A 23,718-nucleotide genomic window follows, 5' to 3' on the forward strand; every position below is an offset into this window, starting at 1 on the left:
ACTAAAGCCAACTAAGCTGATGTTTAATGCAATTAGGAAAAATTAATAATGCATTCAGTAAAAAAATTCAAATCAGGTCTAGCACCGTTATCTATACTTTTTACCTGTTTAGGTATGAATGTGGGTGTGTTAGCAGACACGCATATTGACGAAAAGCCGACATTAACACCGTGCTACGTAGAAAATCTCGCAGATAGGTTACTTTGTGGCAGTATTAAACGGCCACTCTCAGATGATAAGGCAGATGCTGGCGAAATTGACATTCATTTTGCAATTATTCCAGCAATTAAACAAAGTAACCCCACGGAAGCGGTGCTAGGTTTTGCTGGTGGACCAGGACAATCCGCGATTGAATTGGCTGCAATTTTCAATCGAAATTTGCGTTACGCACGTGAGAATCGAGATATTTTATTAGTAGATCAACGTGGTACTGGGAAATCGTATAAACTTCAGTGCGAATCAGATGATTTAGTTGCTCAGTTTGCTTTTAATGATATGACAGCAGACCTGAATCGTTTAGGAAAAGAAGATACACTCCGTTGCAAAAGCGAGTTGAATATCGACTTAAGTTACTTTTCTACCCCCATAGCAGCGAAAGACTTTGAAGCGGTTCGTAAAGCATTAGGTTATAAAGGCCTGCACTTGTACGGTGTTTCTTATGGGACGCGTATTGCGCAAGAATATACTCGGCAGTTTCCTGATGTGGTATTAACTAGCACATTAGATGGTGTTGTGCCGATGCAGCAAAGCTTATCAGCGATAGGCAGTGCAATTGACACATCAATGGCTGCGCTTTTTACGCGTTGTGCATCAGATAAAGCGTGTACAAAACAGTTCCCTAATTTGGATAAGCAGCTTGAGGTGTTGTTAACTCGGCTCGATGAAGCACCGGCAAAGGTTACAGTGAGGCACCCTCGTACGCATGAAAAAGTTCAGCTGGTAGTTACAAGACTAAAACTATTTTCAGCGCTTCGGATGGCACTATATAGCCACAGCACACGTGCTTTGATCCCTTTGACGATAAAACAAGCTTTAGCTGGTGATTATTCACCTTTGGTTGGGTTACTGTCATCATCCGATATGAGTGACAGCATGGCACTTGGGATGCATAGCGCTATTGTTTGTGCTGAAGATTGGCCTCGGCTAACCGCCGCGTCAAGACAGCAATATGAACAGAATTATTTTGGCAAACTGATGATTGAAGGGCTGGATGTTAGTTGCCCAATTTGGCAGGCTCAAGCTGTTGACGAGCGTTTTTATAAGCCATTAAATAATGATACGCCGACTTTGTTACTCTCTGGAGGAGTCGACCCTGCAACACCGCCTAAGTGGGCGGACTTGACGATGGCTGAAATGAAAAATGCGCGCCATTTAATCGCTCCGACTGCAACCCATGGCGTGGTATCACAAACATGTGCGGCAAAACTGGTCAGCGAATTTATTAATAAAAAAAGCGCTGAGACATTAGATGCCAGTTGCTTAGAGAAAAATAACACAAAACAATTTTTTATGAATTTAAATGGCGCGATACCGCACGTAGATGTAAGCAATGATCCTGAGAAAAAAGGAGATAACTCATGATATCAGTCAATAATTTAACGAAGAAAATTGGTTCGGTGAATGCGTTAAACGGTCTGAGCTTTAGCGCCCAAAATGGCAAAATAACAGGGTTGCTAGGGCCAAACGGTGCAGGAAAAACAACCTGTCTTCGTACGGTGTTTGGGTTATTAAAAGCAGATAGCGGTAACACAGAAATTGATGGGATTGATGTTGCTAAAGATCCAATGCAAGCAAAGCAGCAGTTGGGTTTATTCCCAGATCCATGTGGTTTATATGAGCGTTTAACACCTCGTGAATATGTCGAGTTTTTTGCACAACTCAGTGGTATGGATATCGATGGTGCCAAAGAAGCAACAACTGACGTGTTATCGAAGTTGAAAATGGAAGATATTGCAGATAGGCGTTGCCAAGGTTTCTCGCAAGGGCAACATATGAAAACTGCACTTGCCCAAGCAATTGTGCATAAGCCCACCAATATTATCTTAGATGAGCCCACTCGAGGACTTGACGTAATGAGTACACGTATATTGCGTGATTTGCTGCAGATGCTAAAAGAGCAGGGGCACTGTGTGCTTTTTTCGAGTCATGTGATGCAAGAAGTCGCGGCTTTATGTGATCACGTTGTGGTGATGGCGAAAGGTAAAGTAGTCGCAGAGGGATCTCCCGAGTCTTTATGTGAACGCACAGGCAAACAAACGTTAGAAGAAGCATTTATAGAACTGATCGGCAGTGATGAAGGAATAGCAGCGTAATGAAGTTACTTACTGTATTGTTTAAAAAAGAAGTGCTGGATGCAGGCCGTGATAAACGCTCAGTGATGGCTGGATTATACTATGCGATAGGCTCGCCTATTTTGATGTGTGTGTTATTTTCGATAATGTTAAAGCAATTTGCATCTCCGGACGAGCTCAAGATCACAATTAGTAACGCAGATGTGGCACCATCCCTCATTCAATATCTAGATGCTAAAGAAATAAAGCATAGTACAGATGAAGATGTTAAGGCTATAACCTTAGAGATCAGCGAGAATTATCGGCAAAAAATGAGTGAAGGGCGCAGTGCCCAAGTGACGATTATTGCGGATAAATCTGATGATAAGTTACGCAAATCGATTGCTCAATTAGAACGATCACTGATGCAGTACAACAGCGAAATTGCGAGTCTTAGACTATTGTCGAGAGGGATTGACCCAACAGTAATGCGAGCCGTTAATGTGCAGGTGAATGATCAGGCAACCCCAGAGTCAAAAGGGGGGATGTTTCTAGGTATCGCGACCTTGTCTATTGTTCTTACACTGTTTTACGCGGCGATGAACCTTGCGATTGATACCAGTGCAGGTGAAAGAGAGAGAAATTCACTGGCGCTGCTACTGAGTCATCCGTTGAGTAGTATGCAAATCGTATTGGCCAAGTCAGGCGCAATTGCAACATACTCAATGTTAGGGTTAGCACTCATTCTTGTGGTGTCTAAATTTGCTTACGCCATGGTGCCATGGGAGCAATTAGGGTTCAGTGTAAACCTCGGTATTGATTTTATATTGCTATGTATGGTGATTGGATTACCCATTGCGCTCATGTCTGCCAGTTTACAGGTATTTGTTTCTTTTATGGCTAAGTCATTCAAAGAAGCGCAAACGTATGTGACGATGGTATTGTTTGTGCCAATGGGGTTGAGTATGGTAACGACGTATGACATTGGTACTGAGGTTGTTCAGTGGTTACCGATTGCCGCCCAGCAACACGCTATGATTGAGTTTATTAAAGGTAACCCGTTACCGGTGCCACAGCTAGTTATATCTACTATAGTGACTTTGGTACTCTTTGCTCTGTTTAGCTGGCTAAGCAGTCGTATGCTAAAAAGTGAGAAGGTGGTATTTGGCTTATAGCTGACTTTATTTGACATAAAGCATGAAAAAGCACTGCAATTGCAGTGCTTTTTCATGCTTGGTTATCCACAGAAAAAGTGGATAACTTGTCATTAAGTTGGGGTTGGTTAAGTTATATTGTTAATTGTATCAGCGAAATATTGGGGATTGAGGCTAATCATAGATTATGAGCATAGACAGTTATTCCACCAATCGCTTAAATTTGCTGCAAGGGCTTAAATTATTTTGTTAAATATGCACGCTAACTAGTTTTGTAAATGGAGTGGTTGAATGATAAAAATTAAGCTGGGTGTTGCTGTTATTGTACTTTACAGTATAACAATCGGGATGTTGTCTTTTAGTACTGCAGCGCTTGAAAAGCGAGAAGTCTACGTTCAAGCTTCGGCTGGTAGCTTCAATGATGCCGCAATAAACCAATTATTTGCGCAGCAGAGTGCTTTAAAAATGCCAGTGAATTTTGCAGGTACGCCCAGTCATACCTTTGAGCAAGCACATAATACAAATACATGGGCATTTAGTGCTGTTGAAAACTCAACGATTCCAGGAAAGTTGGTGGATGCGACTATAACAGCGGTACAGCAATACCGCATAGTTGATGTCATTGGATTTATAACGACGCCAATTGAGATGTGTGCACTGATGCATATTGATGATGTTAATAATAATAAGGAGATCAGTGTTATTGCATCACACCCAGCAGCACTGAAACAAATTAAAGAGTGGAAAGCCAAGGTAGGTGTACCTGAGCTGGCCGTACCAAACGGAACATCTGCAGCGGCTGAACGAGTGTCAAAACGGCTATTGGGTATAGGCGGTGTCGCAGTTGGTTCTTGTGTTTTGGTGGAAACGTACCCGCACTTATCTGTCATAGCAAAGGGCATTCAAGACAACAAACACAATGAAACAAGTTTCTTATTGATGAAAGTTAACAAGCGGACTGAGATGATCACCATAAACCAAGCACGGAAAGCGCTAAGTCATGCAATTACCCTAGGTAGAGCACTCTAAGCAGGGTTAGGTACTATCAATTCATGACTCAATCCATGAGTTACACGTAATAAATAGGGGTTAAGCTGTGATTCTGGTAAGATTGAAAATATCTCACAATCGTGTCGATTGTGAAGAACTAATTGAGTGATCAGGATCTGTTTTGAATAATAATGATGTTTTACGACGTGTACGTTATACCTTTGATTTAAGCGATAATCAGGTAATAGAAGTGTTCTCCCTGACGGATGTTAAAGTGACCAATGAACAAGTGACAGGCTGGCTCAAACAGGACGCTGAAGAGGGTTTTAGTGTGTTGGCTGATCTAGAGTTATCGTCGTTTCTTAATGGCTTTATTGATTTGAAGCGCGGTAAACGAGCAGGTGAGCAAGCAAAGCCAGAAAATAGCTTGAATAACAATATGATTTTTCAAAAACTGCGGATTGCACTCAACTTGAAAGCAGAAGATATATTAGACCTTCTGCAATTGGTCGATGTTCAAATGAGTAAACATGAGCTGAGTGCATTTTTTCGTAAACCCGGTAATAAGCATTATCGAGTATGCAAGGATCAGATGCTCCATCACTTTTTACAAGCACTTCAGTGTCAATTTAACCCATCGGTTGACAATGTAGAGTGAATGAACAGCGCAGAGGCGATACACCTCTGCTACTGCAATAAACTTCATAGATATTCAATACCTGATTACAAATCTCCATACTGATGACGCGTTGTGTAGTATGGGTGTGGTTTTGCTCTTAAAGCCGAGGTTATAGGTCCCAAAAAGGTTGAGTCATTGATAAGTCAAATTGATTTAATTTCGTCGTGTGATTTTTTGTAACGGATAGAGTTATTAATTTTTCTTGCGCTGCCTTCCCATATAGCAGGTTATGAAATTGGAGCGTGTTTTTCTGATAAGTTACGGGAAACATACCCATAATTATAATGTCTGTAATTTCAATCAGATCACTATTATTTTGATATTTATGAGGGCGTTGTGGTGCAAGCACGATGTTGTTTAAGAGAATCTTTTGCGTATGCGCCATAGTGAATATGGCGTTTTTTATTTGTGCGATCAATGATGAACGATGATTGTTGAACTCAATCAGTGTGACTTTACCGTCTTTATCACTATCCAACCCATCAAATGCTGAAATGGGTAATGACAGGACCAAGTACGCCCCCGCATTGTTAAAATTTAATGTTCCATTTTGCGCCACCATTAAGTGGGCCGAGGACGTTTGAGGTACAAATAGGCTCGTAGAGAATATCAGTATGGCGAATAAGTTAAAAGGCAGTGGTATATTCATGAGTGGCTCCTTAATCGAATCACTTAAGTGAAGCTATTTAATTAACACAGGCGTATTTTATAAAGCGCCTTTAACACAGCGTTGAAAGTATGGGTAACTATCTGTGGCGTAATAGTGATAAATACCATTGGGGAATTCAGGCGTGACACCTTCTCGGCCGTTGCACTCATCTAAATCACCAGAGCCCGCCACGTAAACCCAATCCTCGGCAAATGTACCCAAAGGGTACGTATCAACGGAAGGGCGGGTGCTACTTATGTTAGTGATCAGCTCATAACTTCCTTGTAGTGTTTTTAACGACGATGAGCTGTCATTTGCATCTGTGTAACCATATCTTGCGTATATAGGGAAGCCATCAGCAGCCCAGCCAATTAACGTCATGGTGGTTTCACTTCCGCCACGCAGTGCAATAAACCCCTCAGGCATGCCATGGTAGTGATAAGCGCCATTGGGTTGTACATGTGCATTGTTTTGGTCTGTACCAAAGTTAAAACTCGTTTGACCGAGTGCTTCAATATGCCAACTTCCGGTGTTACCAACCAAACTACAACTATTACCTGAATCATCACAAGAGCCAGCAGTGTTTGCGTCAATTTTTACGCCGTTGAGTACATACCCTGTTGCGCCTTGTGGTCCCCCTAATGTCGTTGCTGTTACGGTATGTGCTGGGGTTAAGGTATACGCAATGGAAACAGACTGCTCAGTTATTTCATTAGGGTTGTTTTGATTTGGAAAAGTACCGACGATATGATCTGGAATACCGTTTGCGACCAGCGTTCGTTGTGTGCCAGTACATGCCCAGTCGGCGTTACTGGAGGTAGACACCGATTCTGAACTATTAAACTCATTGTAATGATAATCACACAAAATGGCGTCTGTTGAGTTGCTGCTTGATGTACCTGTGTCTGTTGATATTGGGGTTGTAACTGTGGTGTCGGCACTTTGGGTTGCGGTGCTGCTTGCGCTAGTAGAAGGTGTGTCGCCACTACTGGAACCACACGCAATCAAAAAGACAGATAGGCTACCTATAATGGCGTTTACGATACTATGTTTGGGAAAGTATGATTTTTTCATGTAATAAAATCCTCTGCAAAGTGGGCATAAGCAAACAATAAAAATGAAATGTGCAAATAGTATGCAAGGGCATTTACTGATTGTGATTTATTTCTATCCAGTAGATAGTTATTTTCACTCGTAATATGTTTTGTCTGATTATTGATAGTATTTGTCATATTGGATAAGTGACGGGTGAGCTTGTTTAGTTATTATCATGCTAATTAAATCGAAATGGACGATGGGAACATACATGCACATTCACTTTTTGATACATGAATCATTCGAAGGACCTGGCGCTTTTGAACATTGGGCTGTCGATAATAGGTTCCATATAACGCGTACAAAATTTTACGAGGGGGAACGTTTACCTGAGCAGCTTGATTTTGATTTTTTGGTGATTTTAGGTGGACCACAGTCACCAAAAACAAGCGTCAGTGATTGCGCACATTTCAATGTCATTGAAGAAGTGCGTTTTATACGTGAATGTATTGCTTTAAATAAAGCCATTGTGGGTATTTGTTTAGGCGCACAATTGATTGGTGAAGCGCTGGGCGCTAAGTATGAGGTTAGTCTTTACAAAGAAATAGGTTACTTACCAGTCACAATGACAGCGGCAGGTGAAAACAATGTATTATTTGATCATTTCCAATCAACGGAAGTGGTTGGGCATTGGCATAATGATATGCCTGGGTTATTACCAACCTCAAAAATACTGGCGAGTAGCTTGGGCTGTCCAAGGCAAATCGTTGAATATGCAAATCTAATTTACGGTTTTCAGTGTCATTTAGAGTTCACCCAACAATGTGTAGAGTCGCTAATTATCGCGTCCTATGACGAGTCGCTATCGAGCACGCATCAGTGGGTACAAAAAGCAACAGATATACTGACCTTTGACACACAGCATATGAATAATTTACTCAGTGAGTTTTTAGATAAGTTATCATTGAAATACCAACGCACGCATGGTGATTAAATACTCGCAAAACTCAGCGTAATAAAGGGAGGATTAACGGAAGTGGAAGTATTACTATATATTGCAGCATGTTTACTTATTGCAGTTGCAGGTGCACATTCTTATTTGGGAGAGCGCTACATTTTAAGTCGACTATTCAAGCGAGACAATCTCCCTACACTTTTTGGTGGCACTGAATTTACCAGACATACATTGCGTTTTGCATGGCATTTAACCTCTATCGCATGGTGCGGTTTTGCTGCCATTTTATTTGTATTGGCGCAGCCTAGCATTACTAAAGCAGCCATAGCGAACATTATAATGGTGACGTTTACCTTACATTTTTTAATGGCTTTGCTTGGTTCAAAAGCAAAGCATCTATCTTGGTTGGTGTTTTTGTTAGTTGCGCTATGTTCAACGCTTGCAGTGCAAATAGGTTAAGTATTTTCAACGACGCATGAGTAGCACGAGCATATAGCTAATCTTTTTATTGCTTCCTGCAATAAGGAGCGTTTTTTAGCGAATATAATATGGTAGACAACCTTATTTTCAGTCACTTAGTTTGCTTTAATTACTGTATTTAGAGTAAATCAAGCGCCTGTTTGATAAACGCGATTCAATTATAAACACACCATAAGGATGATGAATGCGCCTCTTTTTATTACTCGTAAGTTTATGTTTTATATTGCTGAAAACTTCGTCAGCAAATGAGCCTGTGCAAAATGCGGGTCAAAAACACATTCAGCAATTGAGTGCAATTCAAACAAAAATGGCTGTGTTAGATGAACAGTTAAAACAGCAAAAAAAACATGCCAAAGGGATTAAACAACAACTGGGAGGTGACTTCAAAAAGTTGGAAGAAACACAAACTAATTTAAAAATACAGTTAGCCAACATTAGTAATCAGATCATTCAGCAAGAGAAGGTTTTAAATTTTCAACTTGCTAAGCAAGAACAAAGTCAAAATAAAGAATTGAACGTTTTTGATGGGCGTATATCCGATTTATCTTATGAGTTAAATTTTTACAGTATCCTGATAACGATAATAGCTCTGATTTTAGGTTTTTCTACTTCATTTATTGCCATTTATAAAGCGAAAAGCGAAGCAAACACCGCCTCAGAAAAACATATGTCAGAATGGTTAAAAAACAACAGTGATGAATTAATAGCGCAAGCACAAGCAACATTCCAAGAAATCAATCAAGAGCTAAAAGGCAAGTTTGATAAATTTGAACGTGATGAAAGTGAGCGGATGCAAAAATTCTCTGAAATCAGACAGGTGAAAGCAAAATTTATCGATTCTTTAATGCTCGATACACAGTATTTAACGTATAAAAGTTTCGAACATACCAATTTGAGTGTGGGTGACTGGCTTGAGATTGGTACTGAATTTTTCTCTAACAATCAATTTAGCCTTTCTATCATCGCATGGGATGCCATAACTTCAAATATTTTTGAGGAAGTCGATGACTTAACCCTTGCAAGTGCGCTGTCTTATAAATCAGCATGTCTTGATAAACTAACGCAGCCTGAAGCAGAAATTAAGACCTATGATGAACTCATTACTCGATTCATTGATTCAGAGCATGAAACAATACAAGAACGGGTTGCAGCGGCGATTCTTAATAAAGGAGTGACGCAAGGTCAATTAAATCAAGCAGAAGAAGAAATTAAAACCTATGATATTCTCATCGCTCGTTTCAGAGAATCAGGCTATCTTGAAGTGCAAGAACAAGTTGCTAAAGCGATGCTTCATAAAGGAACTACACAGAGTGAATTAGCGCAGTTTGACGATGCAATTAAAGCCTATGAAGCGCTCATCACTCAGTTTAGCAAGTCTGAGAACGAAGCTGTGCTAGAGCAAGTTGCTAAGGCAATGCTTAATAAAGGGGTAGTACACGGCCAATTAGATCAATCAAAAGAAGAAGTTAAAACCTACGAGGCACTCATCGCTCATTTTAGTGAATCAGACAACGAAGCCGTGCAAGAGCAAGTGGCTAAAGCAATGCTTAATAAAGGGATCACACTAGGCCAATTAGATCAGTTAACAGAAGAAATTAAGACCTATGAAGAGTTAATCGCCCATTTTAGTGAATCAGACAACGAAGCCGTGCAAGAACGAGTGGCTAAAGCAATGCTTAACAAAGGGGTTAGGCAAAGTAAATTAAACCGACCAAAAGAAGAAATTAAGACCTACGAAGAGTTAATCGCCCATTTTGGTGAATCAGACAACGAAGTCGTGCAAGAAAAAGTTGCTAAAGCAATGCTTTATATAGGGGTTTCGCAAGTTCAACTAAACTTACCAGATGATGCAATCAAAACCTATGAGGAGCTCATCTGCCGCTATGGTGATTCAAATAACCCAGAAATAACGGCAATAGTGGCACAAGCACAAAAGCGTTTAGATGAGTTATAACCCAACTAGCGCTATCAATGTAGGGCTTAGTAAGTTTGATGAAAATAAAGGTAAAATAAGCCTATTTTTTAGGTTTTAAAGGCACAAGTGATGATGTAAACAGCGAATGTGAGCCGAGAATGTCTGAAGTTATCCACAGATTTTGTGGGGAAGGTGTGCATTAAATAATTTATCTATCTAATAAATAGAGTGTTTACGATGCTATATTTGTACGAGATAATAAAGTGATTGCTACACAAGATATATACTACAAACTTAACAGTGACACTAACTGTGACATTTTAAAATAAAAAGTATAAAGCTTGTTCATTGTATTTTGTTTTATAAGGAGTTTTTATTTAATGTGTGAGCTATTGGGTATGTCTGCGAATGTACCGACAGATATCTGTTTTAGTTTTTCAGGCCTATTAGAGCGCGGTGGTAATACGGGGCCGCATAAAGATGGCTGGGGGATCACGTTTTACGAAGGCAAAGGCTGTCGTACATTTAAAGACCCTGAACCAAGCTGTCAATCTGAAATCGCCAAATTAGTAAAAGCTTACCCAATTAAGAGTGTGTCGGTTATTAGCCATATTCGCCAAGGCAATCGCGGCCGAGTGTGTTTAGAAAACACTCATCCTTTTACCCGTGAGCTATGGGGAAGAGAGATCACCTATGCACACAATGGGCAGTTATCTAATTACACTGATCTGAAACCATCCTTTTATCGCCCTGTGGGTAATACAGACAGTGAATTGGCTTTTTGTTGGCTGCTAGATAAAATTAGAGAGAAGTATCCTAAAAAACCCTCAAATATGGCGGTGGTTTTTCGATATGCGGCTAAGTTGGCGGCGACATTGAAGGACAAAGGTGTATTTAATATGCTACTGACTGATGGAGTATACGTGCTGGCATATTGCACCAATAACCTGCATTGGATCACTCGTAGAGCGCCATTTGGCAAAGCCACTTTGATTGATGCTGATATGGTGGTTGATTTTAAAGAAGAAACCACGCCAAATGATGTAGTGAGTGTAATTGCAACACGGCCACTCACCAATGATGAGCAATGGCAAAAAATGGAGCCTGGTGAGTTTGTGTTGTTTAAACTGGGTGAAAAAATATAACGGCTATCATGGCGTATATCTTTTTAGCTAAGTGTAATTAGAGACAATAAAAATAGGCGATACCGCAACTCAGCAAGTTACGGTATTAATGTTGAATCACTTACTTAATGTCGTACTTGGTCATTTGAACTTGAAATTGTTCAATGCCTTTTTTCCCTTTGTACATCTTTACCAACATATAATCATATTCTGGCGCCAGCCATACCGTTGCTTGACGTTTATCGTTGTCATATAACCTTTTTATTCTGATGGTTTTGACATTGCCTATGGGCAGGGTGATGGTTTCTTCACCCTCAACTTCAAAGTCATAGTTGCGCTGATTGCCTTTTTTATCCACAATCGGGTAACTCAGCTTAGTTTTTCCCGCTTTAATATCACGACGTAGTTGAATTTGATAGGTTTGCGCATCTTGTTGCTCGGTTTGCCACGTAATATCAAGTGGGTACTTCTTTTTGTTTGACGTAATGGTTTTCTTTGTGTGGTCGAAACTGACTGTATATTCTTTATCAGGCCCCGTACCGCTGCGAGTCATATCATAATGAATGGGCTGGGTGCGGTTATTGTCAAACGTAAACATCGATATTTCTGTGCGTTTATCATTAAAGATCATCCACTTAATATCACTTTGGTATTCTAGCTGATATGTATTTTCATCAATTTTACTGAGGTCGCGAGTGGCGGATCCTTGGACAGAGCCTTTACGAAGAATTTGGTATTCTGCGTGGTACGGAGTGAGTGTATTTGCAAGTAATGAGCATGAAAAGAAAGCGCTTAACCCGACAAGCCAAGCGCTAATTTTTTTATTCTGGGTACGCTGTGCCTTGAATTGGAAGGGGTTGGTCATCAAAAACGGCATAATCTGCTTCCATTGTTAGTCTGTGTTCGCTGAACCATTTGACCACCAAAGGATAAATAATATGCTCTTGCTCATGAACGCGCTTAGCGAGTGTGTCTGCTGTATCATTGTCTAAGATAGGTACCTTAGCTTGTAATACAACGGGTCCACCGTCTAGCTCTTCCGTTACAAAGTGTACGCTTACACCATGAACATCGTCTTTAGCATCTATTGCTCTTTGATGGGTATTCAGCCCTTGATACTTAGGCAACAAAGAAGGATGAATGTTCAACATTTTTCCCTTAAATTTTTGCACCAAGTGTGGGGTTAGAATACGCATAAATCCAGCTAATACAACTAAATCTGGATTAAAAGAGTCAATTAATGCGGCCAGTTCAACATCATAGTCTTCACGCGATGGATAATCTTTATGGCTCAGAATGCAGGTTTCTACTCCTGCATTTTGAGCACGAACTAATCCATATGCATCAGCTTTATTGCTGATCACAGCGCAGATCTCGCCATTAATATCGTTGTTTTGGCAAGCATCTATGATGGCTTGTAAATTAGAGCCACTGCCAGAGATCAATACAACTAAGCGAGATGGTGTCATTAGTCTTTACCAGCAACGATTTCTACTTGTTCTTCACCAGCAGTCGCATCTTGAATTTCACCAATATGCCATGCTTGCTCACCTTGTGCGTTAAGTATGTCAAGGCTTGCTGCTAATTTGTCGGCAGGAACTACTAAGATCATACCTACGCCACAGTTAAATGTACGGTACATCTCGTGTGTACTGATGTTGCCGTTTTCTTGTAACCAATTAAAGATTGCAGGCCATTCCCAGCTATCGCCTTTTACTACCGCTTTTGCTGATTCAGGTAACACGCGTGGGATATTTTCCCAAAAGCCACCACCTGTAATATGCGAAAGCGCATGAACGTCAACGTCTTTTAGTAATTCAAGAATTGATTTTACGTAAATACGGGTTGGTTCAAGAAGGTGTTCGCCCAGCGTTTTACCTTCAAATTCGGCATTCGTATCGGCACCAGACACTTCAAGTACTTTACGAATTAAAGAATAACCGTTTGAGTGAGGGCCACTTGAAGCAAGTGCGATTAATTGGTTGCCCGCAGCTACTTTAGTACCATCAATGATTTTAGACTTTTCAACAACACCAGTACAGAAACCAGCCATGTCATAGTCTTCGCCTTCGTACATGCCAGGCATTTCAGCAGTTTCACCGCCGATCAGTGCGCAACCTGACAGTTCACAGCCTTTACCAATACCAGTTACTACATCGGCTGCTGTATCAACATCTAATTTACCAGTTGCGTAGTAGTCCAAGAAAAATAGGGGTTCAGCACCTTGGACAATCAAATCGTTTACACACATGGCAACAAGGTCGATACCTACAGTGTCATGTTTTTTTAGGTCAATCGCTAGACGAAGCTTAGTGCCAACGCCGTCAGTACCAGCGACTAGTACAGGCTCTTTATAACCAGTAGGAAGTTCGCACAGTGCGCCAAAACCACCGATCCCACCCATTACTTCTGGACGACGAGTTTTTTTCACTACGCCTTTAATGCGCTCAACTAATGCATTACCGGCATCAATATCTACGCCTGCGTCTTTGTAGCTAAGAGACTGTTTTTGATCGCTCACGGGTTTTCCTCAAAAAATTGCTTTATGGATTGCTTAGAAACGCGCGTATTTTACAACAATTGACTAGGGGCGGCTAGCGTAAATATGACAGATCCCACCAGCAAGTGGTTGCACATATTTGTTTTTACTATATTTACTATTAATAACAATGGATTAGCTTGTGAATGCGATTTGGGTGGAGGTGGTAATTTGTAAAGTAGGGACATTGACAGGCTGGTTTCATATGTGTCTTATGGCAGACACAGATGAAACCATTTAATTACAGACTAAATAAAATACGTATGGAGAGAGTTAGCTGGTATTTTATTTAGGTGATTATGCTTTAGCCGTGAGTATTGCACGCAAAGGGGCTGGGTAACCTTCGATGGTTTTAGTGTTATCTTTAGGATCTAAAAAATCGGCTAATGATTCAGTTTCCATCCAAGGTGTTTGACGCTGTTCATCAAGTGAGGTTACATCGTTATTCACCACATTCACGTCTTTGAAGCCAACACGCTCTAGCCATAGGGTCAGTGCTGCGGTACTTGGAATGAACCAGACATTACGCATTTTAGCGTAGCGATCAGTTGGTACAAGTACCGTATTCACATCCCCTTCGATCACGAGTGTTTCTAATACGAGTTCGCCACCGGGACGTAATTGTGCTTTCAGTTGTGATAAAAAGTCGATCGGAGAGCGTCGGTGATACAGTACACCCATAGAGAATACCGTATCAAAACTTTTCAATGCAGGTAGTTGTTCAACCCCTAATGGCAGTAAATGAACACTTGGATCTGGGTTGAAGTGCTTAATCGCTTGAAATTGTGATAGGAATAAATCTGAAGGATCAATACCCACAACGAAGTTTGCTCCCGCACCACGCATACGCCATAAATGATAGCCAGAACCACAGCCAATATCGAGCACAGTGCGCCCTTGTAACGGACTGATATGCTCAACCAGTCGATCCCATTTCCAATCGCTACGCCATTCGGTATCAATATGAATACCATGAATATTAAAAGGACCTTTTCGCCACGGCATCATTTTCTTTAGCAAATGGGTTAATTGCTTGGTATGGCCGTCTGAGAGCTCGTTGGCTAACCCGAACTCGACTTTATCTGTTACATTGATGTGCTGCGTATTTGATTCAGGCAGATTTTTGAGTACTTTTTCCCACTTGGGCCAGTCCCCGTGCTGCGCTTCTTTTTGCCAATGACTTAATTGAGCTGGAAGTGTTTCTAACCAATGACTCAAAGCGGTTTTCGCAATGGCGGCATAAAAGTCTGTAAACCAAGAATTCATATGGACTCCGTTATTTGATGGCCACGAGTGAGCAAAAGTTAAAGCATTGATACCAAACTTGTGTTTGGCTAAAACCAATATTATGTAATCGCTCAATGTGTGTTGATAGGGGATCTGGGCGCATAACATTTTCTATGGCGGTACGCTTTTGACTTATTTCTAATTCGGAGTAACCGTTGTGACGTTTAAAATCGTGGTGTAAATCAATGAGTAAGTTATCAGTTAAATCATTTTCACCTTTCACTTTTTCACTTAATAATAATACCCCACCAGGTTTCAGGCTAGCATAAATGTGTTTAAGCACAGCTTCTCGTTGTTCTTGCGGAATAAACTGTAAGGTAAAATTTAACGCTATTACACTGGCATTTTCTAATGTAAGCTCGGTGATATCACCTAATACCACATTAACCGGCACATCAGATTTAAAGCCTTTTAAATGCAGCTGACAACGCTCAACCATGGCTTTTGAGTTATCGACGGCAATGATTTGGCAATTTTGCTTTTCGATATTACGGCGCATGCTTAACGTAACGGCGCCAAGTGAGCACCCTAAATCATATAGATTCGAATTACTTTGTGCATATTGACCCGCGAGTTTACCCATCGTACTTACGATTGTCGCGTAACCAGGGACTGAACGCTGGATCATATCTGGGAATACTTCAACCACGTTTTCGTCGAAGCTAAAGTCTTTTATTTGTTGCTCGGTGGCATAAATACTGTCTTTGCCAGTCACAATTTATCTCTCTTTCTAAATAATCTCGCTATTTTAGCATTTTATACTGGATAGTCAGTGATAATTTCAGTAGCTTGGCTACTATTAATGATAAGAAGTAAAAAAGAGACTAAAAATGGCGAGAAATAAAGTGATTAGCACAGAAGATATCCTATCCACATTGTGCAACTCGGTGACTGAAGTATTGTCTTCCGCAAGTGGCAATAAAATTGCTTATTCAGCAATGGTTCAAAAAATCACGCGTACGTGTATGCGCCCAGATATAGGCTGTTTTGTGTTGTTTGATGGCGGTTTTACGGGGTTGGTAGTGACTAACTTTACCGCGCAATCGGCAATGGAAATTTATCAAGATTATATGCGTAACATGGGTATGCCTGAAGAAGAAATAGCACATAGTCACTTATCTGATGATGTATCAAATGTGATGGGTGAGTTGATGAACCAAATTGTGGGTGATTTTACAGGTAAAGTGCGTACGCAGCTACACACATCTATCACGCAAAACCAGCCAAAAATGATGGCAATAAATAAACAAGTGCAAATTTCTGTTGATACAACCATGGATAGACCGCAAGCACGTCGCGTGACATTTACCACACAAAACCAAAATATATTTTATTTAGAGCTTGCGATGGATAAAACTGAGTTTATTAAATTACATGATTTTGATATTGCTGAAGCTGCGGACCCAGATGCAATTATTGCTAATCAAGCTGCTGAGAGTAAAAATAAAAAGTCGGCGGCGCCTGAAGAAATAGACAGTGATGATGACTTTATGGCGGAACTTGGGTTATAAAGTGGCTCAAGCCCAGTTGTTTGTAAATGATTAACAATTGATTTTTAAGGCAATTTTAATAAAGTTGTTTTTTAACACAAAGGTGAGATGCACTTTTTGTTATCGAGCAGCTTTGTCAGTTTAGGGCTTGTCATTCATTGGTGAATGTGAGCTATGTTCTTGGGGCATGTTGGCTTTTTACGTTAAGTTACTTGTCATAAAAGCTTAAACCTTGTTTTTGTAGTACCAAAAATAAACGTAAGTCCAATTCTAACTGATGGTAATCAGGCTCCATATGACAACATAGCTGATAAAAAGCTTTGTTATGATCTTTTTCTTTAAAGTGCGCTAATTCATGAATAATCAACATTTTTAGGAGCGGCTCAGGGGCACATTTGAGTTGTTCGGCAATGGCAATTTCGTGTTTGGCTTTGAGTTTCCCTCCGTGTTGTTGGCGTTTAAAGGTATGTGTACCAAGTGCGTTTTGTACTAAGTCTTTTTGTTTTTTATAACCGACGCTTGACAATTTTGGTGCATTTTTTAAATATCGTTGTTTGAAACGATTAGTGTACTCAAATAGGTGTTTTTCAGACTTTAGCTGATGCGCAGTGGGGTACTTATTTTTAAAGTAATCCACGAGTTTGTTTGAGCTGATGAGTTGTGCTACTTGTTGCTGAATGTTGTCAGGGTAATGTTGAAAATAATCTAAAAAGTTCATAAAATGGCAGGTTGGCTAAAAGTCAGTGGTATTATATGCTATTGAATATTCAGAAAACGAGTAGTTTTAATTAATATGTATAACGCGAGTTGTTTATGTGGTGCCGTAACAATAGAAATACATGGCGCTATTACCGACATTATTCATTGTCATTGTTCTTTATGTCGAAAGTCTACAGGGAGTGCGTATGCTACCAATGGCTTCGTAGACACTGAACAGTTTAAAATTACGCAAGGCATTAATCACATAGCGCATTTTGAGTTTAAAACTGGTAGGAAGCGCCATTTTTGTCGTCATTGTGCATCACCCCTATATAGTTCTAACGCAGAGAATACGAAGAAGGTGAGGCTGCGATTGGGGATCTTAGATTCACCAATAAGTGAGCGGCCCATATCTCACAACTTTGTGACATCTAAAGCTGATTGGGATGAGATTAATGCGGATTTACCTTTAAATTACAGGTTTGAAGCGACTAGAAGCATAAAATAGCCCACTTGCTGTGAGCTATTTTGGGGTAACATGATTAATGTTCAGTCTCTAATGTGCAGCAATCTGACGCGCGTGAATTACCGCCTCGTTGAATGAGGTGTGCATTTGCTTGTCGTGTTTCATCAGTGCAGCAGATGTGATCAGCGGAAATACCGCCGGCCACCTTTTTCGTCGCAGCACTTGGGAGTAAATTTGTATCTTGAGATAGTGTTTTAATGTTCTTTTTTTGTAGTTTTAATAACATGTCTATTTCCTTGATGTTTTTTTATTCAAGGGCAGTTTATGCATGTTGCACTTAAAAAAGCAATGTTAAATCAGAATAAGTCATTTTGACTGGGTTCCAAGTTTGCGGGGAAGTCCCCTAATATCGCTGCAGGGTGTGCTAAATCGGCGATAAATTGTTTGGCCAACAATGGCGCATCAAAATTATCGGCAGTATGAAAAAACAAATAGGGTGTTTTACCATCGTTTAACCAGCCTCTAATTTTATCTAACCACGGGTGATAGAGCTTTCTATTTGCTGCTAAGTCGGAGCAGCCAACATATCGAATAATAGGGGCATTTGCAGTGGCTATAACATGGAGGGGGACTTTCGGCTTCTTTCTTTGTGCATCAATGATAGCTGCAGTATTGGGTGGTTCGCTAAAAAGTGGGCGAGTATCCATCATGATCCGGTTGTATTTTTGTGTCATTAAAAACTGATTAAATCGCATTTCATTCTCTCCCTTATCAAAAAAGCCGAGGTGGCGAACTTCAATGCCTAACGGTAGGTCGCTAGGTAATAAGCGAGTGAAGCTATTAATGGTGGCGAGAAAATCAGGGCTACAGCTTTTAGGTAGCTGCAGCATAATTTGGCCGATGTTTTGATACAAGGGCTCAAATAGTGTAAGCCACGCGAGTAACTCACTTTGACAATGCTGTAATGCCATATCGTGGGAAAAGCGTCGCGGTATTTTAAAGGTAAACTTAAAGTGCTCTGGTACGTTTTTTTGCCACTTGAGAACTGTCTCAGGGGTTGGATCTGCGTAAAAGCTAGTATTGCCTTCTACGGAGTTAAAAATGTGACTGTATTGCTCGAGCATCTGTTTTGGTTGACAGTCACGTGTGAAAAATCGACCTTTCCAATGTGCTGAACTCCACTGAGGGCACCCAATATAAAGCATAAAATACAAGATCCGTGAACGATAAAGTATATTAATTGTATCAAAACACATTAATCGATGGGAAATTTGCATACTTGTGTCGATCAAGGATGACTTTAAGGGGGAATTTTATATAATTGGCGGTAATTTTTTCAAATTAACCTTATTGGTTGCAGCACGATGCAGCCGACTAACAGGAATACTATGCGCTCGATATATTGTGGGAACTTAAATAAAAGCCATGTTGGCGAAGAAGTAGAACTATGTGGCTGGATAAACAAACGCCGTGATCTAGGTGGTTTAATCTTTATCGATTTACGAGATCGTGAAGGCCTAGTTCAAGTGGTGTTTGACCCAGAAATAGAAGGGTTAATGGACACTGCAAATACACTTCGTCAAGAATTTTGCGTGCAGGTAAAAGGTACTGTTCGAGCGCGCCCTGATAGCCAAGTAAATAAAGATATGGCAACAGGTGAAGTTGAAATACTCGGTACAGGTTTGAACATAATAAACCGCTCAGAGCCATTACCTCTAGATTTTAATCAACAAAACTCAGAAGAGCGCCGTTTAAAGTACCGTTATTTAGACCTTCGTCGTTTGGAGATGAGCGACCGTATTAAGCTAAGAGCAAAAGCCAGTAGCTTTGTCCGTCGATTCTTAGATGGAAATGACTTCCTTGATATTGAAACGCCGGTATTAACGAAAGCAACACCTGAAGGTGCGCGTGACTATTTAGTACCAAGCCGTGTGCATAAAGGCAGCTTTTACGCGCTACCACAGTCACCACAACTGTTTAAACAGTTGCTGATGATGTCGGGTTTTGATCGTTATTATCAAATAGTAAAGTGTTTCCGTGATGAAGATTTGCGCGCAGATCGCCAGCCAGAGTTCACTCAAATCGATTTAGAAACTTCGTTCATGAGCTCAGATCAAGTGCGTGCTATGACAGAGCGTTTAGTGACTGAAATGTGGCAAGATCTCCTTAATGTGGACCTAGGTGCATTTCCTGTTATGGCCTACAGCGAAGCAATGCGTCGTTTTGGCTCTGATAAGCCTGATTTACGGAACCCGATGGAATTGGTAGATGTTGCTGATTTAGTCAAGGATGTTGAATTTAAAGTCTTAGCGGCACCTGCTAACGACGAAAAAGGCCGTGTTGCAGTGTTAACAGTACCTGGTGGTGCCAAACTTTCTCGAAAGCAAATTGATGAATACACTAAATTTGTTGGTATTTACGGTGCGAAAGGTCTTGCTTGGATGAAAGTGAATGACCGTGATGCGGGCATTGAAGGGGTTCAATCACCGATTGCTAAATTTTTAAATGAAGAAGTGATCAACGCTTTACTTGAGCGTACTAACGCAAAAACTGGCGATATTATTTTATTTGGCGCAGATAAGCGTAATGTTGTTAATGAAGCAATGGGTGCATTGCGCCTAAAGGTAGGTCTAGACCTAGAACTTACTCATTTAGATAAGTGGGCGCCACTATGGGTGGTTGACTTCCCGATGTTTGAAGAAGACGATGAAGGCACATTACATGCGGTTCATCACCCATTTACTGCACCAAAAGATATTTCTGCTCAAGAATTAGAATCAGCGCCAGCTGGCGCTATTTCTGATGCCTATGACATGGTAATCAATGGGTATGAAGTGGGCGGTGGTTCGGTTCGTATTCATACTGCCGATATGCAAGAAGCAGCGTTTAGAATTTTAGGTATAGAAGAGCAAGAGCAACAGGATAAGTTCGGATTCTTACTAGATGCACTGAAGTACGGTACACCACCACATGCTGGCTTGGCATTTGGTTTAGACCGTTTAGTTATGCTGCTGTGCGGGACGGATAATATTCGTGATGTGATTGCGTTTCCTAAAACTACACAAGCATCTTGTCTATTAACAGATGCACCAAGCGTTGCAAATCCAGATTCGCTGAAAGAGTTGGCAATTGCAGTAGCAAAGGTTGAAAAAGAAGTAGTTCAATCTGATGGTGAGTAGTCGTTATTAAGGAATACGGGTACCAAAAAAAGGCGACTAGATATAGTCGCCTTTTTGTTGAGGGTTGACGTATTTAACTGGTAATTCATACAGTATTTTGGCATGATGCAAAAAAACGATGTAGGATTATGCTTTGGCAACTATTTTGGGTATTGACCCCGGCTCTCGATTTACAGGTTATGGTGTAATAGTGCATCAGGGGAGTAAATTTCAGTATTTGGGTAGTGGTTGTATAAAAATAGGTGAGTTTGATTTTCCGACCCGTTTAAAAATGATTTATCAAGGTGTGACGCAGTTAATAGAGCAGTTTCAACCAGACAGTTTCTCTATTGAACAAGTGTTTATGGCACATAATCCAGATTCAGCCCTAAAACTCGGTCAAGCACGTGGTGCCGCTATTGTGGCCGCAGCGATGCAAGATATAGCGGTGCATGAATACTCTGCTAGGCAAGTGAAACAAGCTGTAGTAGGTAATGGTGGGGCTAAAAAAGAACAAGTCCAAGAAATGGTAAAACGCATTTTAAAATTGCCAGGTACACCACAAGCTGATGCTGCAGATGCATTAGCAATTGCTATTTGTCATGCTCACTCAGAGCAAAGTTTAATTCGTTTGGCTGGTAGTGCAACAAAAACTGTGCGCCGAAGATTGAGGTAAAGTAAATGATTGGAAGACTAAGTGGGACTTTATTAGAAAAGCAGCCGCCTGAAATATTGCTTGATGTATCGGGTGTTGGTTATGAAGTACAAATGCCAATGACGTGTTTTTATGAGTTACCAAACTGCGGTGAATCGGCTGCGATTTACACACACTTTGTCGTCAGAGAAGATGCACAGTTATTGTTTGGGTTTAATCATAAAAAAGAACGAGCGTTATTTCGTGAATTAATTAAAGCCAACGGGGTTGGGCCCAAACTTGGCTTGGCGATTTTGTCAGGTATGTCTGCAGAGCAATTTATCCATTGTGTAAATAACGAAGATGCAACAACGCTTGTTAAGATCCCGGGTGTTGGTAAAAAGACAGCAGAACGTTTGGTGCTTGAAATGAAGGATAGACTTAAGAATTTTGGTCACGATTTACTAACCCCATTCAGTGATGGTGCGGTTATTGCTCCACAAGAAAACCCGACAGTTCAAGATACTCCGGCAGATGATGCCGTTGCTGCATTACTGGCTTTAGGTTATAAATTAGCACAAGCACAAAAAGCAGTGAAGGCCGTTTCAAAACCAGAAATGGGGACTGAAACACTGATAAAAGAAGCTCTTAAGTCAATGATGTGATAACCCATGATAGAAGCAGACCGATTAATTGAGCCTGAAGCTCAAGGCAATGAAGATAATGTGGATAGGGCAATTAGGCCCAAATTACTTGCCGATTATACGGGTCAAGACCATGTAAAAAAGCAAATGGCCATTTTTATTGAGGCCGCTCGCTCAAGAGAGGAAGCTTTAGATCATTTATTGATTTTCGGTCCTCCAGGTTTGGGCAAAACGACATTGGCAAACATTGTCGCAAACGAACTCGATGTCAATATTAAAGCGACATCTGGACCGGTACTTGAAAAAGCAGGAGATCTGGCTGCTTTATTGACGAACCTTGAAGAAGGTGATGTGTTATTTATAGATGAAATACACAGATTAAGCCCGCAAGTGGAAGAAATACTGTATCCAGCTATGGAGGATTACCAATTAGATATTATGATTGGGGAAGGACCTGCGGCACGCTCTATTAAGTTAGAATTACCGCCTTTTACATTAATTGGTGCTACAACCAGAGCTGGTTCATTAACGTCTCCTCTACGAGATCGATTTGGTATAGTTCAGCGACTGGAGTTTTATTCAGTTCCTGATTTGTCTACTATTATTTCTCGCTCTGCATTTTACTTAGATTTAGGAATAAGCCCTGAAGGTGCCGATGAAGTCGCGCGTCGCTCCAGAGGGACGCCTCGTATTGCGAATCGCTTGTTACGACGTGTAAGAGATTATGCACAGGTTAAAGGTGATGGCAAAGTAAATGCCGATATTGCGAATTTAGCATTAGAGATGGTGGATGTTGATAAGCGTGGTTTTGATTATATGGACCGCAAGTATCTGATGTCCATAATTGAGAAGTTTATGGGGGGCCCTGTTGGCTTAGATAATTTAGCGGCAGCCATTGGTGAAGAGCGTGAAACCATTGAAGATGTTATAGAACCATTTTTAATTCAGCAGGGTTTTATTCAACGTACGCCAAGAGGGCGTATTGCCTCCAATGCGGCATACTTACATTTTGATTTGGTTATACCTGATAGGTAAAGGTTTACGAGGCAAACACTAAACAATGGAAAACTCAGCTATTTGCTGAGTTTTTTGGTTTTAGACATGGGTTAGCTACCTTTGGGCTTAATTTTTAATTTTCAGAGGTTTAAGTATGAATATAGGGGAGTTGAGCCAAAAAAACGGAATTTTGGACAAAAAAAAGCCCGCAAAAAATGCGGGCAAAACAACAAGTTGAAGGAAGTAATCCAGGGGTTGATAAGTTAACTCAGGTTTTATCCTTAGCGCTCTTATCACAGCAATACGACAAATCAGAATCCTATTGCTAGCAACTGTGCTTTTGCATATATAGATGCTGTGTGCTCAGTACAGGGTGTATATTAAAGAGGTTTTAGGAATACATCAAACTAGAAAAATTATTTTTTCACATTAGATTTTTTAATCTGGTTGTTTTTTTAATTTTGTTTAGTGGTGAATGATTAATCAATAAATTAACTTAACATATTGATAGTAATGTATTTTATTATATTTGTTTTTTGTTTTGTATATTAGTT

Annotated in this window: 25 protein-coding genes; 15 read left to right on the forward strand and 10 right to left on the reverse strand. The window is 40.5% G+C overall.

Annotation, left to right across the window (positions count from 1 at the left end):
• The first annotated feature begins 48 nt into the window (after window positions 1–48).
• The 5 genes from J8M01_RS15660 to J8M01_RS15680 all read left to right on the forward strand — a co-directional run bounded on the left by J8M01_RS15660 (window position 49) and on the right by J8M01_RS15680 (window position 5,072).
• Window positions 49–1,581, forward strand: coding sequence for an alpha/beta hydrolase (locus J8M01_RS15660; protein ID WP_211058627.1), 1,533 nt, complete (start codon window positions 49–51; stop codon window positions 1,579–1,581).
• A complete protein-coding gene (locus tag J8M01_RS15665) occupies window positions 1,578–2,312 on the forward strand; it encodes an ATP-binding cassette domain-containing protein (protein WP_192507885.1) in 735 nt (244 codons plus the stop codon). Before J8M01_RS15660 ends, J8M01_RS15665 begins: the two co-directional genes overlap by 4 nt.
• Window positions 2,312–3,445, forward strand: coding sequence for an ABC transporter permease (locus J8M01_RS15670; RefSeq protein ID WP_211048081.1), 1,134 nt, complete (start codon window positions 2,312–2,314; stop codon window positions 3,443–3,445). The genes J8M01_RS15665 and J8M01_RS15670 overlap by 1 nt, the downstream gene beginning before the upstream one ends.
• 270 nt (window positions 3,446–3,715) lie before the next feature.
• The gene (locus tag J8M01_RS15675) at window positions 3,716–4,453 is read left to right on the forward strand and encodes a prephenate dehydratase domain-containing protein (RefSeq protein ID WP_211058628.1); all 738 of its coding nucleotides are present in this window, start codon (window positions 3,716–3,718) and stop codon (window positions 4,451–4,453) included.
• A gap of 142 nt (window positions 4,454–4,595) precedes the next feature.
• Window positions 4,596–5,072, forward strand: coding sequence for a DUF1456 family protein (locus tag J8M01_RS15680; protein ID WP_210996910.1), 477 nt, complete (start codon window positions 4,596–4,598; stop codon window positions 5,070–5,072).
• A 130-nt stretch (window positions 5,073–5,202) separates the two neighbouring features.
• Here the strand turns inward: J8M01_RS15680 and J8M01_RS15685 are convergent, their stop codons facing one another.
• Together J8M01_RS15685 and J8M01_RS15690 are read right to left on the reverse strand one after the other, a co-directional pair.
• Window positions 5,203–5,742: a hypothetical protein gene (locus tag J8M01_RS15685; protein ID WP_211058629.1), complete on the reverse strand. Its 540-nt coding sequence runs from the start codon at window positions 5,740–5,742 to the stop codon at window positions 5,203–5,205.
• 57 nt (window positions 5,743–5,799) lie between these two features.
• Window positions 5,800–6,816: a YHYH protein gene (locus J8M01_RS15690; protein WP_211058630.1), complete on the reverse strand. Its 1,017-nt coding sequence runs from the start codon at window positions 6,814–6,816 to the stop codon at window positions 5,800–5,802.
• Between the two features lie 232 nt (window positions 6,817–7,048).
• Between J8M01_RS15690 and J8M01_RS15695 the strand changes: the two genes are divergently transcribed.
• The 4 genes from J8M01_RS15695 to J8M01_RS15710 all read left to right on the forward strand — a co-directional run bounded on the left by J8M01_RS15695 (window position 7,049) and on the right by J8M01_RS15710 (window position 11,272).
• A complete protein-coding gene (locus tag J8M01_RS15695) occupies window positions 7,049–7,771 on the forward strand; it encodes a glutamine amidotransferase (RefSeq protein WP_211058631.1) in 723 nt (240 codons plus the stop codon).
• Between the two features lie 42 nt (window positions 7,772–7,813).
• Complete coding sequence (locus tag J8M01_RS15700) at window positions 7,814–8,191, forward strand: hypothetical protein (RefSeq protein ID WP_211058632.1); 378 nt, start codon at window positions 7,814–7,816, stop codon at window positions 8,189–8,191.
• 205 nt (window positions 8,192–8,396) lie between these two features.
• The gene (locus tag J8M01_RS15705; RefSeq protein WP_211058633.1) at window positions 8,397–10,166 is read left to right on the forward strand and encodes a tetratricopeptide repeat protein; all 1,770 of its coding nucleotides are present in this window, start codon (window positions 8,397–8,399) and stop codon (window positions 10,164–10,166) included.
• A gap of 341 nt (window positions 10,167–10,507) precedes the next feature.
• Window positions 10,508–11,272 carry a class II glutamine amidotransferase gene (locus J8M01_RS15710; protein ID WP_192507877.1) on the forward strand — a complete coding sequence of 255 codons (765 nt, stop codon included), beginning with the start codon at window positions 10,508–10,510 and terminating at the stop codon, window positions 11,270–11,272.
• 100 nt (window positions 11,273–11,372) lie between these two features.
• Here the strand turns inward: J8M01_RS15710 and J8M01_RS15715 are convergent, their stop codons facing one another.
• The 5 genes from J8M01_RS15715 to cmoA all read right to left on the reverse strand — a co-directional run bounded on the left by J8M01_RS15715 (window position 11,373) and on the right by cmoA (window position 15,792).
• The gene (locus tag J8M01_RS15715; protein ID WP_210996904.1) at window positions 11,373–12,128 is read right to left on the reverse strand and encodes a DUF3108 domain-containing protein; all 756 of its coding nucleotides are present in this window, start codon (window positions 12,126–12,128) and stop codon (window positions 11,373–11,375) included.
• A complete protein-coding gene (gene purN, locus J8M01_RS15720) occupies window positions 12,073–12,720 on the reverse strand; it encodes a phosphoribosylglycinamide formyltransferase (protein ID WP_192507875.1) in 648 nt (215 codons plus the stop codon). The genes J8M01_RS15715 and purN overlap by 56 nt, the downstream gene beginning before the upstream one ends.
• Window positions 12,720–13,772: a phosphoribosylformylglycinamidine cyclo-ligase gene (purM, locus tag J8M01_RS15725; RefSeq protein WP_192507874.1), complete on the reverse strand. Its 1,053-nt coding sequence runs from the start codon at window positions 13,770–13,772 to the stop codon at window positions 12,720–12,722. Before purM ends, purN begins: the two co-directional genes overlap by 1 nt.
• A 315-nt stretch (window positions 13,773–14,087) precedes the next feature.
• A complete protein-coding gene (gene cmoB, locus J8M01_RS15730; RefSeq protein WP_211058634.1) occupies window positions 14,088–15,056 on the reverse strand; it encodes a tRNA 5-methoxyuridine(34)/uridine 5-oxyacetic acid(34) synthase CmoB in 969 nt (322 codons plus the stop codon).
• A gap of 10 nt (window positions 15,057–15,066) precedes the next feature.
• On the reverse strand, window positions 15,067–15,792 hold the full coding sequence (gene cmoA / locus J8M01_RS15735; RefSeq protein WP_210996902.1) for a carboxy-S-adenosyl-L-methionine synthase CmoA: 726 nt from the start codon (window positions 15,790–15,792) through the stop codon (window positions 15,067–15,069).
• Window positions 15,793–15,907: 115 nt separating this feature from the next.
• Between cmoA and J8M01_RS15740 the strand changes: the two genes are divergently transcribed.
• Window positions 15,908–16,588, forward strand: a complete 681-nt coding sequence (locus tag J8M01_RS15740; protein WP_192507871.1) for a DUF3334 family protein — start codon at window positions 15,908–15,910, stop codon at window positions 16,586–16,588.
• A 187-nt stretch (window positions 16,589–16,775) separates the two neighbouring features.
• On the opposite strand, the gene J8M01_RS15745 is transcribed toward J8M01_RS15740, so the two are convergent.
• A complete protein-coding gene (locus J8M01_RS15745; RefSeq protein ID WP_192507870.1) occupies window positions 16,776–17,285 on the reverse strand; it encodes a YgjP-like metallopeptidase domain-containing protein in 510 nt (169 codons plus the stop codon).
• A 75-nt stretch (window positions 17,286–17,360) separates the two neighbouring features.
• On the opposite strand from J8M01_RS15745, the gene J8M01_RS15750 reads away from it, so the two are divergent.
• Window positions 17,361–17,774 (forward strand): GFA family protein, encoded by a 414-nt coding sequence (locus tag J8M01_RS15750; protein WP_211058635.1) that lies wholly within the window; start codon window positions 17,361–17,363, stop codon window positions 17,772–17,774.
• Between the two features lie 34 nt (window positions 17,775–17,808).
• On the opposite strand, the gene J8M01_RS15755 is transcribed toward J8M01_RS15750, so the two are convergent.
• Both J8M01_RS15755 and J8M01_RS15760 read right to left on the reverse strand, forming a co-directional pair.
• Window positions 17,809–18,018: a hypothetical protein gene (locus J8M01_RS15755; protein WP_192507868.1), complete on the reverse strand. Its 210-nt coding sequence runs from the start codon at window positions 18,016–18,018 to the stop codon at window positions 17,809–17,811.
• A gap of 70 nt (window positions 18,019–18,088) precedes the next feature.
• The gene (locus J8M01_RS15760; RefSeq protein ID WP_211058656.1) at window positions 18,089–18,937 is read right to left on the reverse strand and encodes a DUF72 domain-containing protein; all 849 of its coding nucleotides are present in this window, start codon (window positions 18,935–18,937) and stop codon (window positions 18,089–18,091) included.
• Window positions 18,938–19,120: 183 nt separating this feature from the next.
• On the opposite strand from J8M01_RS15760, the gene aspS reads away from it, so the two are divergent.
• The 4 genes from aspS (at window position 19,121) to ruvB (ending at window position 23,203) form a co-directional block, all read left to right on the forward strand.
• Window positions 19,121–20,911 (forward strand): aspartate--tRNA ligase, encoded by a 1,791-nt coding sequence (gene aspS / locus J8M01_RS15765; RefSeq protein WP_211058636.1) that lies wholly within the window; start codon window positions 19,121–19,123, stop codon window positions 20,909–20,911.
• Between the two features lie 133 nt (window positions 20,912–21,044).
• A complete protein-coding gene (gene ruvC / locus J8M01_RS15770; RefSeq protein WP_192507866.1) occupies window positions 21,045–21,566 on the forward strand; it encodes a crossover junction endodeoxyribonuclease RuvC in 522 nt (173 codons plus the stop codon).
• Window positions 21,567–21,571: 5 nt separating this feature from the next.
• Window positions 21,572–22,189, forward strand: coding sequence for a Holliday junction branch migration protein RuvA (ruvA, locus tag J8M01_RS15775; RefSeq protein WP_192507865.1), 618 nt, complete (start codon window positions 21,572–21,574; stop codon window positions 22,187–22,189).
• Window positions 22,190–22,195: 6 nt separating this feature from the next.
• Window positions 22,196–23,203, forward strand: a complete 1,008-nt coding sequence (gene ruvB / locus J8M01_RS15780) for a Holliday junction branch migration DNA helicase RuvB (RefSeq protein ID WP_211058637.1) — start codon at window positions 22,196–22,198, stop codon at window positions 23,201–23,203.
• The last annotated feature ends 515 nt before the right edge of the window (window positions 23,204–23,718 follow it).

It is taken from the genome of Pseudoalteromonas sp. MMG005, from assembly GCF_018101015.1.
Taxonomy (GTDB): Bacteria; Pseudomonadota; Gammaproteobacteria; order Enterobacterales; family Alteromonadaceae; genus Pseudoalteromonas; species Pseudoalteromonas aurantia.

Coding starts and splice junctions, on each gene's coding strand:
- J8M01_RS15660 (WP_211058627.1), top strand. CDS start 49: ATGCATTCAGTAAAAAAATTCAAATCAGGTCTAGCACCGTTATCTATA.
- J8M01_RS15665 (WP_192507885.1), top strand. CDS start 1,578: ATGATATCAGTCAATAATTTAACGAAGAAAATTGGTTCGGTGAATGCG.
- J8M01_RS15670 (WP_211048081.1), top strand. CDS start 2,312: ATGAAGTTACTTACTGTATTGTTTAAAAAAGAAGTGCTGGATGCAGGC.
- J8M01_RS15675 (WP_211058628.1), top strand. CDS start 3,716: ATGATAAAAATTAAGCTGGGTGTTGCTGTTATTGTACTTTACAGTATA.
- J8M01_RS15685 (WP_211058629.1), bottom strand. CDS start 5,742: ATGAATATACCACTGCCTTTTAACTTATTCGCCATACTGATATTCTCT.
- J8M01_RS15690 (WP_211058630.1), bottom strand. CDS start 6,816: ATGAAAAAATCATACTTTCCCAAACATAGTATCGTAAACGCCATTATA.
- J8M01_RS15695 (WP_211058631.1), top strand. CDS start 7,049: ATGCACATTCACTTTTTGATACATGAATCATTCGAAGGACCTGGCGCT.
- J8M01_RS15705 (WP_211058633.1), top strand. CDS start 8,397: ATGCGCCTCTTTTTATTACTCGTAAGTTTATGTTTTATATTGCTGAAA.
- J8M01_RS15710 (WP_192507877.1), top strand. CDS start 10,508: ATGTGTGAGCTATTGGGTATGTCTGCGAATGTACCGACAGATATCTGT.
- J8M01_RS15715 (WP_210996904.1), bottom strand. CDS start 12,128: ATGCCGTTTTTGATGACCAACCCCTTCCAATTCAAGGCACAGCGTACC.
- purN (WP_192507875.1), bottom strand. CDS start 12,720: ATGACACCATCTCGCTTAGTTGTATTGATCTCTGGCAGTGGCTCTAAT.
- cmoB (WP_211058634.1), bottom strand. CDS start 15,056: ATGAATTCTTGGTTTACAGACTTTTATGCCGCCATTGCGAAAACCGCT.
- J8M01_RS15740 (WP_192507871.1), top strand. CDS start 15,908: ATGGCGAGAAATAAAGTGATTAGCACAGAAGATATCCTATCCACATTG.
- J8M01_RS15745 (WP_192507870.1), bottom strand. CDS start 17,285: ATGAACTTTTTAGATTATTTTCAACATTACCCTGACAACATTCAGCAA.
- J8M01_RS15750 (WP_211058635.1), top strand. CDS start 17,361: ATGTATAACGCGAGTTGTTTATGTGGTGCCGTAACAATAGAAATACAT.
- J8M01_RS15755 (WP_192507868.1), bottom strand. CDS start 18,018: ATGTTATTAAAACTACAAAAAAAGAACATTAAAACACTATCTCAAGAT.
- J8M01_RS15760 (WP_211058656.1), bottom strand. CDS start 18,937: ATGCTTTATATTGGGTGCCCTCAGTGGAGTTCAGCACATTGGAAAGGT.
- aspS (WP_211058636.1), top strand. CDS start 19,121: ATGCGCTCGATATATTGTGGGAACTTAAATAAAAGCCATGTTGGCGAA.
- ruvA (WP_192507865.1), top strand. CDS start 21,572: ATGATTGGAAGACTAAGTGGGACTTTATTAGAAAAGCAGCCGCCTGAA.
- ruvB (WP_211058637.1), top strand. CDS start 22,196: ATGATAGAAGCAGACCGATTAATTGAGCCTGAAGCTCAAGGCAATGAA.